At 66.4% G+C, this 17584-nt stretch carries 16 protein-coding genes; 11 read left to right on the top strand and 5 right to left on the bottom strand.

Features of this window, described 5'->3' with window-relative positions:
- Window positions 1–19: 19 nt before the first annotated feature.
- The 5 genes from G6N50_RS19560 to G6N50_RS19540 all read right to left on the bottom strand — a co-directional run bounded on the left by G6N50_RS19560 (window position 20) and on the right by G6N50_RS19540 (window position 5436).
- Window positions 20–2419, bottom strand: coding sequence for a hypothetical protein (locus tag G6N50_RS19560; RefSeq protein ID WP_083099536.1), 2400 nt, complete (start codon window positions 2417–2419; stop codon window positions 20–22).
- On the bottom strand, window positions 2416–3150 hold the full coding sequence (locus G6N50_RS19555; protein WP_083099538.1) for an NUDIX hydrolase: 735 nt from the start codon (window positions 3148–3150) through the stop codon (window positions 2416–2418). The genes G6N50_RS19560 and G6N50_RS19555 overlap by 4 nt, the downstream gene beginning before the upstream one ends.
- 86 nt (window positions 3151–3236) lie before the next feature.
- Window positions 3237–3536, bottom strand: a complete 300-nt coding sequence (locus G6N50_RS19550; RefSeq protein ID WP_083099569.1) for a hypothetical protein — start codon at window positions 3534–3536, stop codon at window positions 3237–3239.
- A gap of 11 nt (window positions 3537–3547) precedes the next feature.
- Window positions 3548–3832: a hypothetical protein gene (locus G6N50_RS19545; protein ID WP_232068786.1), complete on the bottom strand. Its 285-nt coding sequence runs from the start codon at window positions 3830–3832 to the stop codon at window positions 3548–3550.
- Between the two features lie 74 nt (window positions 3833–3906).
- Window positions 3907–5436: a putative alpha/beta hydrolase gene (locus G6N50_RS19540; protein WP_083099541.1), complete on the bottom strand. Its 1530-nt coding sequence runs from the start codon at window positions 5434–5436 to the stop codon at window positions 3907–3909.
- A 133-nt stretch (window positions 5437–5569) separates the two neighbouring features.
- On the opposite strand from G6N50_RS19540, the gene G6N50_RS19535 reads away from it, so the two are divergent.
- The 11 genes from G6N50_RS19535 to eccB all read left to right on the top strand — a co-directional run bounded on the left by G6N50_RS19535 (window position 5570) and on the right by eccB (window position 17584).
- The gene (locus G6N50_RS19535; RefSeq protein WP_083099544.1) at window positions 5570–7012 is read left to right on the top strand and encodes a CCA tRNA nucleotidyltransferase; all 1443 of its coding nucleotides are present in this window, start codon (window positions 5570–5572) and stop codon (window positions 7010–7012) included.
- Window positions 7013–7036: 24 nt separating this feature from the next.
- Complete coding sequence (locus G6N50_RS19530; protein ID WP_083099546.1) at window positions 7037–7543, top strand: pullulanase; 507 nt, start codon at window positions 7037–7039, stop codon at window positions 7541–7543.
- A gap of 30 nt (window positions 7544–7573) precedes the next feature.
- Window positions 7574–9538, top strand: a complete 1965-nt coding sequence (locus G6N50_RS19525; protein ID WP_083099548.1) for a putative alpha/beta hydrolase — start codon at window positions 7574–7576, stop codon at window positions 9536–9538.
- A gap of 64 nt (window positions 9539–9602) precedes the next feature.
- A complete protein-coding gene (locus G6N50_RS19520; protein ID WP_083099550.1) occupies window positions 9603–9932 on the top strand; it encodes a DUF2563 family protein in 330 nt (109 codons plus the stop codon).
- A gap of 587 nt (window positions 9933–10519) precedes the next feature.
- The gene (locus G6N50_RS19515; protein WP_083099552.1) at window positions 10520–11068 is read left to right on the top strand and encodes a hypothetical protein; all 549 of its coding nucleotides are present in this window, start codon (window positions 10520–10522) and stop codon (window positions 11066–11068) included.
- Window positions 11069–11426: 358 nt separating this feature from the next.
- Window positions 11427–11777, top strand: coding sequence for a hypothetical protein (locus G6N50_RS19510; RefSeq protein ID WP_232068785.1), 351 nt, complete (start codon window positions 11427–11429; stop codon window positions 11775–11777).
- Between the two features lie 590 nt (window positions 11778–12367).
- On the top strand, window positions 12368–12673 hold the full coding sequence (locus G6N50_RS29500; protein ID WP_232068784.1) for a hypothetical protein: 306 nt from the start codon (window positions 12368–12370) through the stop codon (window positions 12671–12673).
- Between the two features lie 482 nt (window positions 12674–13155).
- Complete coding sequence (locus tag G6N50_RS29495) at window positions 13156–13911, top strand: DUF5631 domain-containing protein (protein WP_232068783.1); 756 nt, start codon at window positions 13156–13158, stop codon at window positions 13909–13911.
- Window positions 13912–14107: 196 nt separating this feature from the next.
- Window positions 14108–14956 carry a hypothetical protein gene (locus G6N50_RS19500; RefSeq protein WP_232068782.1) on the top strand — a complete coding sequence of 283 codons (849 nt, stop codon included), beginning with the start codon at window positions 14108–14110 and terminating at the stop codon, window positions 14954–14956.
- A gap of 271 nt (window positions 14957–15227) precedes the next feature.
- Window positions 15228–16094: a transglycosylase SLT domain-containing protein gene (locus G6N50_RS19495; RefSeq protein WP_083099557.1), complete on the top strand. Its 867-nt coding sequence runs from the start codon at window positions 15228–15230 to the stop codon at window positions 16092–16094.
- Between the two features lie 2 nt (window positions 16095–16096).
- Window positions 16097–17584, top strand: a complete 1488-nt coding sequence (gene eccB / locus G6N50_RS19490) for a type VII secretion protein EccB (RefSeq protein WP_083099559.1) — start codon at window positions 16097–16099, stop codon at window positions 17582–17584.

The raw sequence follows: 17584 nt of genomic DNA, 5'->3' as shown, positions 1-17584 counted from the left end.
GCCTGCCGATAAGCGGGGGTCATACTCGGTGCTCTTCTTCGGCCCGCCGGTCGGCGTCGTCGCGCGTCTCGCCAGGTCCCGCGGCGTGCCGGGCATCGGGTGGGTCGGGACGGTCCAGGTCGGCGCGGTCGGGCTGCCCGCGGAAGCGGTGCCACAACCGCCGGCCGGCCAGCAGGACCAGCACCGCCGCGGCGGACAGCGTGATGGCGAACAGGACCTTGCCGTAGGCGTTGGAATGCACCGACAACCGCACCGGCTCGCCCAGCCGCAGACCGTCCGCGGTCCGCAGGGTCACGTCAACGGCGACGCGCTGGGTGAAATTCACCTCGATCGGGATCCGCAGCGGCAGGTAACCCGGCGGCAATTCGATCTGACCGACGTCGGTGACGTTCATCCCCGGCGGCGCGTCGACGTGCAGCCGCACCCGGATCGGCACGGCCAGGCCGTTGTGTAGCGCCAGAGGCAGCGGGCTGTGCTCGGTGGCCAGGGTGTAGGAGCCGCCCGGGTTGACGATCGTGACGGCACCGAACAGGTCGTTGATCGTTTTGCCGACCACCGCCAGGCGCTGCTGGGCCAGCCCGTTGCGGGTGTCGGGCGGTTCGGACTGGCTCAGCGCCCGCAGCATGTCCTCGCGCAGCGGCGCGGTGTACTGGACGCCGGTCAGCCCGGTGCGGTCGTCGGTCATCAGCGACGAGGTCAACGCCCACAGCCGGCCGACCTGACCGGTGATCCCGGCGGTGACGTCGTCGTTGAACTGGCCGCGGGCGGAGGTGTAGGCGCCGACCTCTTCGGGCGGTTGGGGGTGGGCTTGTGCAGCCTGGTTGGCCTCGGTGATCACGGCCGGCAGCGGGCGCGGCAGCGCCAGACCGGAGCGGATGGTGGTGGCCAGCGCCGTCAAGATGACCTGGGCGTCGTCGGCCTGCAGATTCCACGTCGTCGGCGGGACCAGGATCTGGGTGCGCGGGTCGTCGTGGCGCAGCGCCTGCCAGAACATCGACCCCAAAGCGTCCTGGCGGCGTGCGGTCACCGAATCGTGGCCCAGCCGGACGGTCATGGACGAGTCCAGGTATGTCGGCACGTCGGGGGCGGTGCCCGCCCCAGCCAGTGCGGCCCCGACGGCGGGGTCGAACGGCGCGACCGTGACCTGCGCGGACAACCGCCGGGGCGCGGTGTCGACGCCGGTCTCGGAGTCGGCGGCCGACAAGTCGGCGGCGGCGATCGCGACCGTGTTGTCGTTGCCGCTGAGCAACTTGACCGCGCGGCCGGTCAGCGGGCCGTCGGGCACCAGCGTGGCGCCGCGCACCGAGGAGACGTCCAGGATCTTGTCGATGATGCCGTTGGCGCTCGTGGTGGCGATCGCGCTGAGACCGGGATCGTTGACCCGCTGCACGGCATCTAGATCAGCTTGCGCGTACGGCAGCGGGGTCACGCAGGTCCGGTGTGCCAGCGCGCGCAGGCGGTTCAGCCATTCGGTCGCGGTGGCCTGCCCGGCGCCCGGGTGGGTGGGGGCGCCGGGCAGTTGCGCGGGCCCGTCCGGGGAATTGGATACGACATAGCCGGCGGTCATCGCGTTGACGGTGACCAGCAGATCCGGATCGATCGCCAAACAGAGTGCGCGGCCGACGGCGCCGTCGGGGTCGACGTCGTGACTGGTGGCGACCTCGGCCGAAGCCAGCAGGATGTCGAGGCGGCCGCCGCTGGCCAACGAGGTGGCCAGGTCGTCGTCAACCAGCCGTACCGGGATGGTTCCCCCCGGCACGCCGGGAGCCAGGCGCGGCCGGTCGGCCAGCGGCCACAGCATGGTGATCAACACCGGTTTGGAGGTGTCGGGCGCGACAGCGGAGCCGACGTCGTCGGCGCGGTCGGGCGGCACCCCCACGGCGGGCAGCAGGAATCGCGCGTTGTCCAGCCGGGCGGGCGCGCCGTAGTCCGGCGTGCCGTTCACGTTGACCAGCACGGGGTAAATGCCGGGCTTCTCCACTCCCAGCGACGGCTTGGTCAGTGCCCGCAGGGGGGCCGACAGGGTGAAGCCGACTTCCTGGCCGCGCTGCAGCTCGGGAGCCACAGTGAGGAAATCCGCGGCGGGCTGGTACCCGTCGGTGTCGCCGTCCAGCGTGGTGCGTAACCCGGCGGAGGCGGTGACCGCGCCGGCGTGCTCGAGCCGGACCATGACGTCGCGGACGGGGCGGTCGCCGATGTTGGTCACCATGCCGGTGACGGTCACGACGGGCGGACTGGTCGTGGTGACCACATCCGGGGTGACCTGATCGATGCGTACGCGGACAAACGGCGTCACCCCGGGCTCGCCGGCGGCCGCACGGGGAATCACCGGCCCGGTGAGTACCGCGATTCCGGCCACGATGGCGAGGACGGCGGCTATACGCGCCAGGCCGGCCCAACGCAGACGCGCAGCTGTCACGGCCCCGGTCCGTGGCCGTTCTTCCGGCTCGCGGCCGGTTTGTCAGAATGCCGAGTCCGCGAGTGCGTCTGCGGGCGGCGCCGCGGCGAACTGGGTGGCAGCGGCGGCAGCGAGGCCGGGCCGTCGTTTTGCAGCTTGTCGATCAGCTCGTCGGCCACGCGGGCAAGGCGACGTTCGTCGGCGTAGGCGAGCCGGGACGGCAGTTCGCCCATCGGTACCCAGGCGACCTCGGCGACTTCCAGATCGTCATCGGACAGCTCGCCGCCGGAGAAACGCATTAAGTAGTGGTGCACGGTCTTGTGCACGCGGCGGCCGTCGGTGACGAACCAATAGTCGATGCGGCCCAGCGCGGCCAGCACGCTGCCGCGGATGCCGGTCTCCTCGGCTACTTCTCTGATAGCGGTCTGCTCGGCGGTCTCACCGAGTTCGATATGCCCCTTGGGCAGCGACCACAGCATCCGCCCGCGGCGGTCGATGCGCCCGATCAGGGCGGCGACCTGCGATTCGCGCGGCCCGTCGAGACCGTCGATGACCAGCCCTCCGGCGGACGTTTCGTGGACGGTGCGCAGCTGATCCGGTCCGCGGCGAGTCGCCCGGGGTCGGCGCGATTTGGTGGCCGTCGAGTCGCCGGTCGTCTGACTGGTGGTCTGATTCTCGGACGGAGTCGCGGCGCCTCGGCCACGACGGCGCCCCCGGCGCCGACGTCGTTTGCCTTGTTCGCCGTCCGACACCCAAGCGATAGTAGCTGGCACGACTTATTCTCCCGGAGACGCTCGCCGCGGAATGAGTGGGCGAGGCCGAGACGGAATGCGTCTCGTCAGATCGGGCCTATCGCTTGGGCGATCGCCCATGCCGCGCCAAAGATGAGCAGTGAGAGTGGCCCGGACAGGCTGCCGATGAGCATCCCGCGCCCGATCTGGCCCACTGTTCCCGGCGCAAGCATGACAAGCGCTGAGATCGCCATGTAGATGAGGACTGCCGGAAGCACGAACACGATCGAGTACGGCATGAAGAGCCACGTGGCGAACTCGACAATGAATACGTGGAGAACCGCGACCGCAAAAGTGACCGGACCGTAGAGCGAATTTGGTATCGGGGTCAGCGATTCGTCGGCCACCACAAGACCTTTCAGCGCAAAACCAGATACGCGAAAATTATTCCACCGATAAGCACGGTCGCAGAAGATCCCGCAATGCTAAGCGCAATACCGCGATTGCGCGGCGAGGGCGACTTCCCCAGTACCGCGGCGAGTGCAAGAGACACCACTGTGGTGATGACGACGGCGATGAGCATCCAGCTACGTTCGGTGTGCCCGCGTTCGGTCATGAAGGGTCCCTTGCCTAGCGCCCACATCGTGACGAGCAGCAATCCCAAGACGATCTGGACGACGAACGGCGCCGACAAAGTCGCCACGCGCCACGCGCCAGCGTCCAAGTTGCGAGGTCGAAGGAAAGGTGGCATCCCTGGTTGCTTTCAGTTGATCGCCGTCATGCGGGGACTGCAGTGCCGGTGGGCAAAGGCGGGACCGACGGTATGTCGGTAACTGGGCCAAACTCGGTCGCGGGCAAAGGAGCCGGCACATCGTATTTCGTGTTCCAGCCACCCGTGTCGAACGGTGTGAACGCTTTACCGCCGATGGGGCCGACGTCATGATGGCCGGGCAGGTTGAAGGCCGGACCCCACGATCGGCCGGATTGGGCGGGGTCGATCAGCACTGTGCGGGTACCGCCGTTTGGCAAGTCCTGGTACACCTCCAAGGACGGGTAGTCAGTGCGCGTGCCGTTAACCTGCACACCTCCTGGTCCGGGCGTGAAAACGAGGTCGCCGTTGACCGTTACTGTATGGCCCGTAAACGGTCCGGTGGGATCTCCAGTAACTTTCGGGGCGAACGGGTTGCCCGCGTCGTATTTAATTCGAACAGATCCATCGGGAAGTTGCGTCACGCTGCCTTTGGGTATGCCGACCTTCACTTGCCCCGGGCCGCCGGTGGAGTTCTCCTCGACAGAAGGATTCTGCCTTAACACGACGAGCCCATTTTCGTAGTCGATGTAGGTGGTGACCTTGGTGTCTTCCGGGTCGAAGGTGGGATTGGGTCCTCGGTTGTTCCCAAGATCTCGCTTCCATGGCGGAAAGCTAGTCACGTCGCGTTGTTCGATCCATTGCGAGACACGAACTACTCCCTGTCCGGGCACTGGGCGAATCTTTACCACCTCGACCTGCGATTTAGTGCCCTTGAACTTCGGATCATAGGTCTGCGGATCTAAAGCTGCCGCAGTCTCCCAGTCGGCGGCCGACGTCGGTTCGCGGCCGAAGACCTGTTTGAAAGCCTCGATCTGGTTGTGCCGCCGTTCCTCGTCGCTGACAGTCTGTGGGGGGCCTTCCGGGATCTCGCCGTCGAGAGCTTGAATCGGCGCCTGGTATTCGCCCTGCTTACGCAGGTTGGCCAACGAAGTTTGTAGCTGCTGAGAGTACTGCCCGCGGATTTGCGTGAGGTTATTCAGCGAGGCCTTGGTGTCGCCGATCGCATGCTTCTCGAGTCCGTTGATGTAGTGGTCCAGCAGCTGCCTCTCCGAAGCTGTTAACTGAGGATTCTTCTCAAGCTCGACCGCCTCACCGATTTGATCGTCGAGACCTTGGAGCGTGCCTTCGAGCGACGCAATCTCGCCCTTTCCGGATCGTTGGGCCTCGGCCAGCGCCGCCGCGACGTTCTCCAGATCGGCACCGATTTTGGGCAATTGAGCCGCTTGTAATCCGAGTGAGGTCGTGGCCCGCCGAACCTCGGCCGAGTCGTTGATCGGATTCTCGCCGTTCTCGTGCGTCCAAGCGTTATCGAAGCGGTCGCGTGCCTGACGGAACGCGACCTCGGCTTCCGTCGTGGACTGGCCCGCGTCGTGAAACGCTGCCGCGAGGTTCGAGATCTGGGCCGGCCGCCCGCTCTGCAATGTGGCGTCGATCTTCCATGGATCCCCGCCAGCGAACATGATCAGTGCGGCCTTGCTTATGTATCGGAGATGCACCGCACCGTCCCGCCGTTCACCCTTCTTGTCGCACGTAAGGCTACTGACGCTCCGTGCCGGGTCAATTCACCTTTGTGACGTGCGAGCCTCCTCACACGGGCTTTTCGGCTCCGGCCGACTAGGCTGATCGAACGTGCCTGAAGCCGCCCAGGATGCCGACCTGCTGACCGCCGCCGCGGTCGCTCTTAACAGGCATGCGCCCATGCTTGCCGAGCTCGGCTCCGCGTTCGACGCCGCGGGCCATCAGGTCTACCTCGTCGGAGGTTCCGTACGGGACGCGTTGTTGGGCAGGTTGAGTCCTGATCTGGATTTCACCACGGATGCACGCCCCGAGCAGGTGCAACGAATCCTGCAGCGGTGGGCCGACAACCTGTGGGACACCGGGATCGAATTCGGCACCGTCGGTGTCGGCAAGGGCGACCACCGCTTGGAGATCACCACCTTTCGCGCCGACACCTACGACCAGGTGTCCCGGAATCCCGAGGTGCGCTTCGGCGATCGCCTGGAGGACGACCTGTTGCGCCGCGATTTCACGGTCAACGCGATGGCCGTGCGTATCACACCCGAGGGGCCCGGCGAATTCCTTGACCCCCTAGGCGGTTTGGTGGCGCTGCGGGCGCGGGTGTTGGACACCCCCGCCGCCCCGGAGGTGTCTTTCGGCGACGACCCGTTGCGGATGCTGCGCGCGGCGCGGTTCGTCTCGCAGCTGGGTTTCACCGTCGCACCGCGCGTGCGCGAGGCGATCGATCGCATGGCCCCGCAGCTGTCGCGGATCAGCGCCGAACGGGTGGCCACCGAGCTGGACAAACTGGTGCTCGGCGACGATCCGACGGCCGGCATCGATCTGCTGGTACAGACCGGCATGGGCGAGGTGGTGCTGCCCGAGGTCGGCGGCATGCAGATGGCCATCGACGAACACCATCAGCACAAGGACGTCTATCAGCACTCACTGACGGTGCTGCGCCAAGCGATCGCGCTGGAGGACGACGGCCCGGACTTGGTGCTGCGCTGGGCCGCGCTGCTGCACGACATCGGTAAACCCGCCACTCGGCGCCACGAAGCCAACGGTGGCGTGAGCTTTCACCATCACGAGGTCGTTGGTGCCAAGATGGTGCGAAAGCGGTTGCGCGCGTTGAAGTATTCCAAGCAGATGGTCGAGGACATCTCGCAACTGGTGTACCTGCATTTGCGGTTTCACGGCTACGGCGACGGCAAGTGGACCGATTCCGCGGTGCGCCGCTATGTCACCGACGCGGGACCGCTGCTGTCACGGCTGCACAAGCTGGTGCGGGCCGACTGCACGACCCGCAACAAGCGCCGGGCCGCGCGGCTGCAGGCCAGTTACGACCGGCTCGAGGCGCGAATCGCCGAGCTGGCCGCCCAAGAGGATCTGGCGCGGGTGCGTCCCGATCTGGATGGCAACCAGATCATGGAACTGCTCGGCATCCCCGCGGGGCCTCAAGTCGGCGAGGCGTGGCGGTTTTTGAAAGAGCTGCGGCTCGAACGTGGGCCGTTGGACAACGACGAGGCGACCGCGGAACTGTTGGCGTGGTGGCAGTCTCGGGGGAACGACTAGCGGCAGCCGCGCGTCCGAGTACGCATGGATTACTGTCTCGCCGGCGACGACGGCGCCGCCATTTGGCATGGGCAACCCGATCTCGATCTCGATCACGACGGCCGCTTCGACTCGATCGGGCTGGATTTCGACCACGACGGACTGCGCGATGACGCACTCGCGGATCTCGACGGCGACGGCCTCGTTGATCACGCCGTGCTGGACCTCGACAACGACGGCACACCCGAGGCCTACTTCACCGACGACGGATCCGGGACGTGGGCGGTGGCCATGGACCGCGGCGGTCAATTGCGCTGGTTCGGGCTGGACGGTGTCGAACACACCGGCGGCCCGCTGGTCGACTTCGACGGGCACGGGCGCCCGGACGCCCGCCTCGTCGATACCGACGGCGACGGCCTCGCCGACCGCGTCCTGCGGTCCGACGAAAACGGCGTGACCGGTTACGTCGATACCGACGGCGACGGCAAATGGAATGTCCGGCTGACCGACTCTGACGGTGACGGTCTCGCCGACGGCGCGAGCCCCCTGTGAGGACGAATTGCTGACGTAGCGATCGCTTCGATGCTGCTGCGCCATTTGAGCGTTCCCTTCCTCGTTGCCGAGGCCGGCGGGGATCCGTGGTCGGTCAACGCCAGCTTGCAAGCCGGTCGCCCGGCGCAGATCTCGGCCCTCGCGCAGGCCTTCCGTGACGCCGGGGTAAGCACCGTCGAGGCCGGCGTCGCTTTTGAGGCAGCTCGGCGCCGGTTCGATGCGGCGTGGAATCACCAAAACGGCGGGCGCCCGTTCAACGATGACGCCGAGGTGCGGCGAGTGACCCGGTCGCTGGGGCTGCAGACCTCGCAATTGCCGCGTATAGCAATCGATTTGGAGAACGTTGCCGCGGCGCTGGCCGAGGCGCAGCGAACCTCCGCGTGGTACATCGGCGCGCTGCAATACGACCTCGAAGCCATCGACAACGAGATGTGCGAGGCCCTCGCTGACGACGACCATTGCGCGGTTGAGGATCTGCGCGCGGAGGCGGTCGCCGAAACGAGGGCAATAGCGTTCTTGCTGCGCCAGATCCGTGATCGGTATGCGGCTTCTCTTGCCGCGGGCCTGGGGGCGTTGCGTACGGACGGGGCCGACCCGGCCGAGATTCGAGGCGTCGACGAGTTGTCGATCCCGCCGCCGGACAGCGGCCCCGAGGCGGCCAAAAGGTGGTGGGATTCGTTGAGCGCCGATCAGCAGCACCTATTGATCGATCAACACCCGCACGAGCTGGGCAACCTCAACGGCATCCTGGCCGAAGTGCGCGATACGGTGAACCAGGCGGCTCTGAAGGACGACTTGCGCAAAGTCGAAGACGTCGCCCGTCAGCGCGGGCTGGATCCCGCGGCGCTCCGGGACAGCGCGCTCAGCGATAGGGATAGCGAGATATTCACCACGCCTGGCGATTATGGGCTGTGCGCCACGGACATCACCCGATACCAGAACGCGGTAAAGACCAACGACTTCCTCGAGCGCGCCAAGGGCTCCGACGCAACCATCATGCTGTGGGCGTACGACCCGCTGGCCTTCAACGGCAAGGGCAGGGCGGCCATCGCGATCGGCAACCCGGACAAGTCCCGCAACACGGCGGTCGTAGTGCCGGGCACCAACAGCAGCGTGCGGGGAGGGTGGATGTCTGACGGGACCGACGACGCGATCAACCTCTACGAGCAGTCATCGAAGGCCGACCCTAACCAGCCGACCGCGGTGCTGGCGTGGATGGGTTATGACGCACCCGAATTCGGGAATCCGCATTGGGAACAGGCCGTCACTGATCCATCGAAGTTGGAAGAGGTCGGCACCCCGTGGAGGGCGCGGCAGGCGGGTGCGCTGCTGGCCGCCGACGTCAATGGTCTTAGTGCCACACACGATGGTCCAGTTCATGTCACCGTCCTCGGGCACTCCTACGGGTCCACAACGGTGGCCGACGCATTCGCCCACAGCGGCATGCGCGCCAATGACGCCGTGCTAACCGGTTGCCCGGGAACCGATTTGGCGCGCAAAGCCGCGGACTTTCATCTAGACGGCGGCAGGTTGTATGTTGGCGCCGCATCGACTGATGCGATCAGCTGGATAGGTGACTTGGGCAGCGGGCTTCCAAACGGGCTGAACGAGGCGCTCGGCGGACCGGTTGGCCCCTTAGCCGGGCTGGGCTCCGACCCGGCCCATGCCGGTTTCGGGGTGGTGCGGTTTCGCGCCGAAGTCGCTGGCTCGCACAGCGTCATGCCGTGGTTCACCGACCACTCGCACTACTACGACGTGGGCAGCGAAGCGCTCCACAATATGACCGAGATCGTCACCGGGCATGGCGATGATCTCGCCGGTGAGGGCATGCTGGCGTCCGACCGGGCGGCCGCGCGGATCGCTATTCCTCTTCAGGTCCGCACGCCGTTGGGGACGGTTTCGCTGCCGCATGTCGGGATCCAGCTGCCCGTCACCGTCGACCCGGAGTGGGATCGGCCGACGCGCTCGGTCACCAATGGTCATGGGTTTCGGTGAATTGACCACTTGCGGGGCTGCATTTAGCCTGGTCAACAGATTTCGAGACTTGGAAGGAGTGCCGATGTTCGTCGATACGGAGCTATTGCACTCCGGAGGCAACCAGTCCCACCGCGCGGGTGGCCACGCCCAGGAGGGGGCCGATCAGCTGGCGGGAGGGACCGTGGCATCGGGGATGTTCGGAGACTTCGACGCGGCCAACGCCTTTCACAGTGCGGTCGCCGCCGCGCACGGGCAGCACGTCAAAACCCTGCAGGGGCACAGTGAGACGCTGACCGGTGTTGGCACCAAGGCCCACCACGCCGCCACCGGGTTCACCAATATGGACAGCCATAACGCCGCTGAAATGCAGGCGTTGCGACCGAGTTCCGGATCGTCGACACAGAACGTCTGAGTGACGCCCGTGATGGAGGACCCGCATTGGAATCCTGGTGCCGGGCCGCATGGTGGTTCCTCGGAAGGGAGTGGGCGCCGGGCGATGCCGCTCCGCCAGTGCGTCCCTCACGGATGTGGCCGGCCGTCACGGTTGGTGCGACTACCGCGGCCGCGCCCACCGATAGCCCCGCCGAAGTGTTTGCGGCGCACCAAAAGTTTTGTGACGCTTACAAACTCGCTATCCGCGCCGTGCAGATCGAGACGAATGGCAACAGTCCGGAGCGTGCAGGTAATGCGACTGTCAATGGTGCGGTACACCTCGAGCGAGTACCCAGTGCTTACGTCCAGTGATCGCACCACCGCTGTGGCACTAGCCAACGCATACAGCAATGCCGCAGCCGAAGCCAGCTTGGGTGATTCTGCCGCGTGGCAGTCGACCGTAGCTGACGTCAACGCGAAGGACGCTGCGATGAAAAAGCTATGCGGGGGCGGCTGACCCGGTTTGCGGGGCGCGGTGATTGCTCGTCACTCGGTTAGCTGTTCAACTAATGGAATGAAGCTTTCGAGGGACGGTCTCGGAAAGCACTTACACCATTAGGAGGACGCATGGCGGGGGATTTGCCTCCAGCTCCGGGGAGTGGGCCGCGAGTCAGCCCGCCCGGCTCAACGCAGTGGGCACCTGTATTTCCCACGCAATCACACCGACGCTCAAGGACGTGGCCGTCTGTAGCTCTGGCTGGAGTGGCCACGGTGGTTGCCATTGCTGCGCTGGTTGTTGCTCTTACGCGACCGACAGCTACGAAACCAACGACGACGAGTACGCCGACCTACAGTGCTGCCGAGGCGACTACAGCTCAACGCCAGCTGTGCGATACCTACAAACAAGTTGCGCGAGCCGTGCAAGCTGATACCAACGGCCACGACGTCGCGTTGGGCCGTATCGCGCTTACGAACGCTGCGGCCATGCTCGATGACGCATCCGCCAACCCAGCCCTTGGCGCAACATATCGCGATCCCGCCCACGCATTAGCCGCGGCTTATCGCCAGGGGACGGCTATGGGAAATAGGGACGTCGCGACCGATGCACAGTTTCAAGCCGCACTTGACGACATTAACGCGAAGGATGCCGCGATGAAGAAGGTATGTGGTTCGTAGTGCTTCTGAACGAGTCGGTGAATGAACCTGTTCCGCACGCCCGATCGCTAAGTCTGGACAGGGCAGCTTGCGTCCGCGCCGCTGAGGGGGTTCGCCGCGTGGTGAATTGCTGGCGTGCCGTTGCCTGACGCACCATTGAAATTGACGGTGATTGGGCACTGGGCGGCTGTCTTATACCGGTGTTCATGACGAGTGGGGAGTGGGCGTGACGGCGGAGGTATTTTCGGCGCTCGGTGAGGGACCGGACGGGGAGCCTCCCATGGGGAATTCGTCGACCCATCTCAGGCGCCTCGCATCTCGTTCAAGCCGGTCGCCGCTGACCCTTGCCCTGGCACGGCCAACGGCGCCGCACACTTCGGTGAACTCAACGTCGCCGACTCATGCCACTGCGGAGATTGCAACGGCGCAGCAGCGGCTCTGCGAGACTTACAAAGTGGCCGCGCGGGTTGTGCAGGTCGACACAAATGGCAGGGACAAAGCGTTCGCACGCATCGCGCTGACGAATTCCGCCGCCTTGCACTACAGCGCATTAAATGACCCGCCTCTGGACGAGCCGCACCGTAGCGCCGCCCAAACTTTAGCGACGGCATACCTGACGGACACGGCGAAAAGCAGTGAGGGAGCCCCTACCGAGGCCGAATTTCAAAAGGCAGTCGCCGATGCGAGCGCCAAGGATGCCGCGATGAAAAAGGTATGCGGTGGCGGTTGATCTTCCACCCGGTACGTGGACCTCGGCATTAATTGGACCGTGGTGGCCAGCACCTTCGACGGGATTACGCGCCGCTGCTCAACACTGGAGCCAAGAGTGCGGGGAGCAGCAGCTGTATTCGCAGAACCTGCGTGTCCAGTGGACAGCGTTCGCTGCAAATAATAAAGGGCACACGGCAGACGACCTCATAACGAGGTTTCAGCAAGGGGAAAAGCTTCATCTGGATCTCGCCGAAAAGTACCAGACAAAGGCGTCAGCGTTCAATTCAGGCGCCGATGCCATCGATTATCTACGAAGTCGCTTGTCGGACATAGCGAATACGGGCAACAAAGAGATCAACAAAATCCTGGCATCAAAAAAGCTGCCTCCGGAGAAGTTGGCGGAAATACAGGCGGTCCAAGCACGCTGCAACGCCGATGCCGCAAACGCTAGCCGGGACGCCCTCGACAAGATGATGGCGGCAACGCAAAAGATTCTCGATGCGGATGGTATCGGTGGCGATGCCCGTAGCTGGGCGGCGGCAAACGGCTTCAATGTAGGTGACGCCTCGCCGCCAAAACCGATCAGCCAGCAGGATTTGAATTCGGCGGGTGGCGGTGTGGGTGGCGGCGGGGTGCGCGGCGATGGAGGAGTGCCCGCACCTGCTGGGTCGCCGGGGCACGCACCGCCGGCAACGGCAGTTGGCGGTGGCATACGCGGTGGTGGAGGTGTGCCGCCCAGCAGGCCGTCGGGCGGGTCAGCGCCTGTTGGTGGGGATGGTGTACGCGGCGGCATTCCAGCCGCAAGCGCTCCGCTATCGCCCGCGGGCGTCCAAATGCCCGGCGGCGGCGGCACCGTCTCGCCAGGGATGCCAGGCGTACATGGCGGTGGAATGCCAATATCGCCGGCCGGTCTAGGTCAAGGCGGCCAGCCCGGATTAGCACAAGCCTTTACCTCCGGCTTGGCGACCGGCCAGGCGACGGGCCCTGGTGGACAAGCGTTTACGGCCGGGCCGATACAGGCGATGGAGGCAGGGGGACCTCAAACTCCTCAAGCAACGCCGGCAGTGACGCCGACCGCACCGAGTGCAGGGGCATTCATACCGGCAAGCCCTCCGGTCGACGCACCCCCACCTGCATCCCCCGCTCCGACGGCCACCGGCGGAGGCACCTCAGTTGCGCCGGTGATGCCCAGTGGTTCGTGGTCGTCGCCCGCACCGACCGTCGGTGGCGGCTCGTCCATCCCCTCAGGGTCGTTGCCCGCGTACGGTTCCGACCTACGCCCGCCCGTGGTGGCGCCGCCGTCGGTGCCGTCGACTCCGGCCGGTCCCGTATCGGGCGCGCCGGTAGCGTCTTCGCCGGCATCGTCCCCATCCGCGGGCGGGCCGGTTGTCTCTCCGGTGGAAAGGGCCGCCGGATCTACCGCGGGTCAGGCCGGTGCCGGCTCCTCGACGATGGCCGGCGCGTCGGCAGCGTCTGCGGCAACTGGGGCCACCGCTGGGGCGGTCTCCGCCAGAACGGCCGAACAACGGCGGCTGCAGCGACTCGTCGACGCGGTGGCACGTCAAGAGCCGCGGCTGTCGTGGGCGGCTGGGCTACGCGACGACGGCGTCACCACGCTGCTGGTCACCGACCTCGCCGGCGGGTGGATTCCGCCCCACGTCCGGCTGCCCGCCCACATAACACTGCTCGAGCCGACGGCGCGACGCCATGACGCCAACGTGGTGGACTTGCTCGGCGCGATCACGGTCGCGGCCGCCCACCACGCCAACACTTATGTCGCCGAACCGGGTCCCGACGAGCCCGCACTCAGCGGTGATCGGCCTGCCCGCTCGGCCGCGCCTGAAGTCGATGAGCTTGGGCCCACTCTGGTGGATGCCGTGCGCCGTCGGGACGGGCTGCCTCGGATCGCACAGGCTGTCGCGGCGCCCGCGGTGCGAAAAACCGGCGTCCTCGAAAGCGAAACCGCGATGTTGCGCGAATGCGCCGCAGAAATCCAGCATTCGGTACTAGCGGCCTATCCCAATCATGACCCAACGGTGGTCGGAGACTGGATGCTTTTGGCGGCCATCGAAGCCCTGATCGACGGCCATGAATACCTTGCGAATTATCACCTCGCGTGGTTTGACGCGATCGGTCATCGGAGTCGTTCGTAGTTGCCCCAAGTTGTTGGGTGAATAGCATTACCGGCGTCTTATGCCAAAATGAGTGGCACGAGCGCCGAGCTGCGCCCAAGGGTTAAGCATCAAGCGGTTCGGGCTTCACGAGTGGGGTGGAGGTGAGATTGTGGGTGTCGGTAATCCCATCAGCAGTGACTTGCCAAGTACTACTGTCCTGATCAACGGAGTGCCGGTGCAGGTCCCGGGGCCAGGCCCCGGTCATCCACCTGACCAGTCGCCCGCCGGCGGTGGCGGTGGCGGCGCGCTAACCGGCGCCGGCAACGCTGGCGTCCCAAAAGACGCAGCCGACGCCGCCGCCGCCGACGCTGACCGTCGCGCCCACGCCGCCGACGCCGCGGCGAAGTTCCCGGCCAACGAGGCAACCAGCCAGCAGGACATGCAGATGATCCAGCAGATGCTGCAGAGCGTCACCGGCGCGGTCGGCGGTGCAATCGGTGGCGTCATGGGACCGCTGACCCAGCTTCCCCAGCAGGCCATGCAGGCCGGCCAGAGCGCCCTGCAGCCGCTGATGAGCGCGGTGCAGGGCGCCCACGGCGCCGGGCTGGCCAGCGACGCGCATCTGGTCGACAGCGTCGGCAGTGGTGGCGGCTCCGGCCTGGGCGCTGGCTCCGGCGGCGGTGGTGCAGGCCTCGGCGGTGGAGGCACGACCCCGGCCAGCTCGCTGGGCCCGCCGCCGGTGCCGACGTCGTCGCCGCCGACCACACCCGCGGCCGCCAAAGCGGCGATGATGCCGCCAACCGGTGGCATGCCCGCCATGCCAGGACAATCCGGAATGACCGGCATGCCGATGATGCCCCCGGGAGCGATGGGCCACGGCGGCGAAGGCGGCAATAAGGACAAGCCGGTCGAGAAGCGGGTGACGGCCCCGGGCGTGCCGAACGGCCAGCCGGTCAAGGGCCGCTTGACGATCCCGCCGAGCGCGCCGGGTAACAAATCCGGCGAAGCCAAACCGACCGTCGTCACCAATCGGCCCAATCGCCGGATCGTGATCATGCCGTCCGAGGACGAGCCCAAGGAATAGCAGTCCCCCCAGCCCACCGAAAGGGTGAATGGTCGGGTAGTTCAGTCGGCAGTAGGGTCATTACGTAATTGCGGCCGGCCGAACCCAATGCGCGGGTCATATTGGGATGCTCGTTTTTGACAGCAGAACTGTCGATGCGTGCATGCTATTGGTACGTCTGCAGCGAGACCGCGGAATGCGCGGCCAGGAGGGTGTGGGAGTACAAGCGCGAAGTGTCCGGCGACGATGCGGCGCCGCGAGGGCGCACAGGTGAATCAGGGCGGGGAAGTCGGTGACCGATCCCCTGAAAGCGCAAGCGGTCGCGGCGTTGTCTCGCGCCCACAAGCTGTTCGGGGAGCCAGCGACGGGCGACGGCATCGGTGACGCACCGGCGCACACGCAGGCGCGCGCCGACGCGACATGGCATGGGACCGCCCGGTTGCCAGGGGCGGCGGCGGCGCGGTCGGGCACCGCAATAAGACGCCTAAGTCGGTTGTCCCACACCGACCGGGCGCTGGAACAAATCATCACCGACGCCCGCGCCGACCACGCCCACGGCCGCGCGGCGACAAGGGCAACCCTGGAAGACGCGTTGGCAGACGCAACCCCGGCCATCGACACGCCGATGGGCCGCCGCGAGGCCCTTGCCCGCATGGCCGCCCGGCTGCGGACTCAGCATCGGCGCGTCGCCGGATCTCGCCGACGGGCACGGCTGCTCGCGCGCAGGCTGCGGCGCTTGCACTACCTACAAAGGCGGTCGATGCACAGCAACCAGCCAAACGGTCGCCCAGCGGTGCTGGCGGCCATCCGTAAAGCCCTGGACATCAAGGGCATTCACGACCGGGCGGCGCGCGCCCGCTGGGAACGCGGCATGGACCTGGTGGCTCGCCGCGAATCCGACTACGACGCAAGCGCGGTCAACGACTGGGATTCCAACGCAGCGCGGGGCACCCCGAGCAAGGGTGCCTGGCAATTCATCGCGCCGACCTTCGCGGCCTATCACCAGCCGGGAACCTCGCGCGACATCCACAATCTGGTGGCGCAGGCGTGCGCGTTCATCAACTATGCGATGGGCCGCTACGGGGTTGCCGCCGATGCGTCGAATTTGGCTGATCGGATTCAGCAGGCCGATCCTCACCGAGCGCCCAAGGGGTACTGAGCATGCCGCTGAGTTTGTCTAACCGCGACCAGAACTCTGGGCACCTGTTTTACAACCGGCGGCTGCGCGCGGCGACCACCCGCTTCTCGGTACGCATGAAACACGATGACCGCAAGCAGACCGCCGCGCTGGCGCTGTCGATTCTCCTGGTGGCCATCGCCGCGGGCTGGATGCTACTCCTCAACGTCCTGAAACCGACTGGCATCGTGGGTGATTCGGCTATCATCGGCGACCGCGACTCCGGAGCGCTCTACGCCAGGATCGACGGCCGGCTCTACCCGGCGCTGAATCTGACGTCCGCGCGGTTGGCGACGGGCACCGCGAACCAGCCGACGTGGGTGAAACCCGCTGAGATAGCGAAGTATCCGACTGGGCCCCTGATCGGCATCCCGGGAGCACCGGCGGCGATGCCGGTCCACCGGGGTGCGACGTCGGCGTGGGCGGTATGTGACACTGCGGGACGCCCGCGCAGCCCGGAGCGGCCGGTGGTGACTTCGATCGCCGGTCCGCTCGACGGATTCGACCGCGCCACCCCCCTGAGCGACGACGCCGGGGTGCTGGTGACGTTCGAGGGCAACACCTTGGTCATCTGGGGCGGCAAGCGCTCGCAGATCGATCCGTCCAACCGGGCGATCACGCTCAGCCTGGGACTCGACCCGGGAGTGACGCTGCCGGTGGAGATTTCGCGGGCGCTGTACGACGCGCTGCCCGCGACCGAACCGCTCGGTGTCCCCGCGGTGCCGCTGGCGGGCACGCCGTCGACGTGGGTCTCGGGCTCCCAGGTCGGCGCGGTGTTGCAGGCCCAGACCGCCAGCGGCGGCAAGCAGTTCTATGTGTTGTTGCCCGACGGGGTGCAAAAGGTCACCAGCTTCGTCGCCGACCTGTTGCGCAGCGCCAACTCGTACGGCTCGACGGCCCCGCGCGTGGTGACGCCCGACGTGTTGGTCAACATCCCCGAAGTGAACTCGCTAGCGGTGGACTACTACCCGACCAGGCGCTTGAATTTCGTTGACACTGCAGCCGATCCGACCACCTGCGTCGGCTGGGAGAAGGGCTCGACAGATCCGCAGGCACGCGTCGTGGTCTACAACGGGCGCGGCCTGCCCTCGCCGTCGTACATGGACAACCGCATAGTCCACCTGGTGCGTGACGACCGCGACCCGGCGTCGGTGGTGGCCAACCAGGTGCTGGTGTTGCCGGGCGCGGCCAACTTCGTCACGTCGACGAGCGGCGTGGTCACCTCCGACTCCCGGGAATCGTTGTTCTGGGTTTCCGACAACGGGGTGCGGTTCGGCATCACCAACGACGACACGACGTTACGCGCACTCGGGCTCGATCCGGGCTCGGCGGTGCAGGCGCCGTGGCCGTTGCTGCGAACCTTCGCGGCGGGCCCGGCACTGTCAAGGGAATCGGCGCTCTTGGCGCGGGACACCGTCCCGGCGCTCGGCAAGGTGGCTGTGGTGACGACATCGGCGAAGCCGGGAGGCTAG

Origin of the sequence: Mycobacterium mantenii, assembly GCF_010731775.1 — a bacterium.
GTDB lineage: Bacteria > Actinomycetota > Actinomycetes > Mycobacteriales > Mycobacteriaceae > Mycobacterium > Mycobacterium mantenii.
This window is presented reverse-complemented; position numbering and strand designations above follow the sequence as displayed.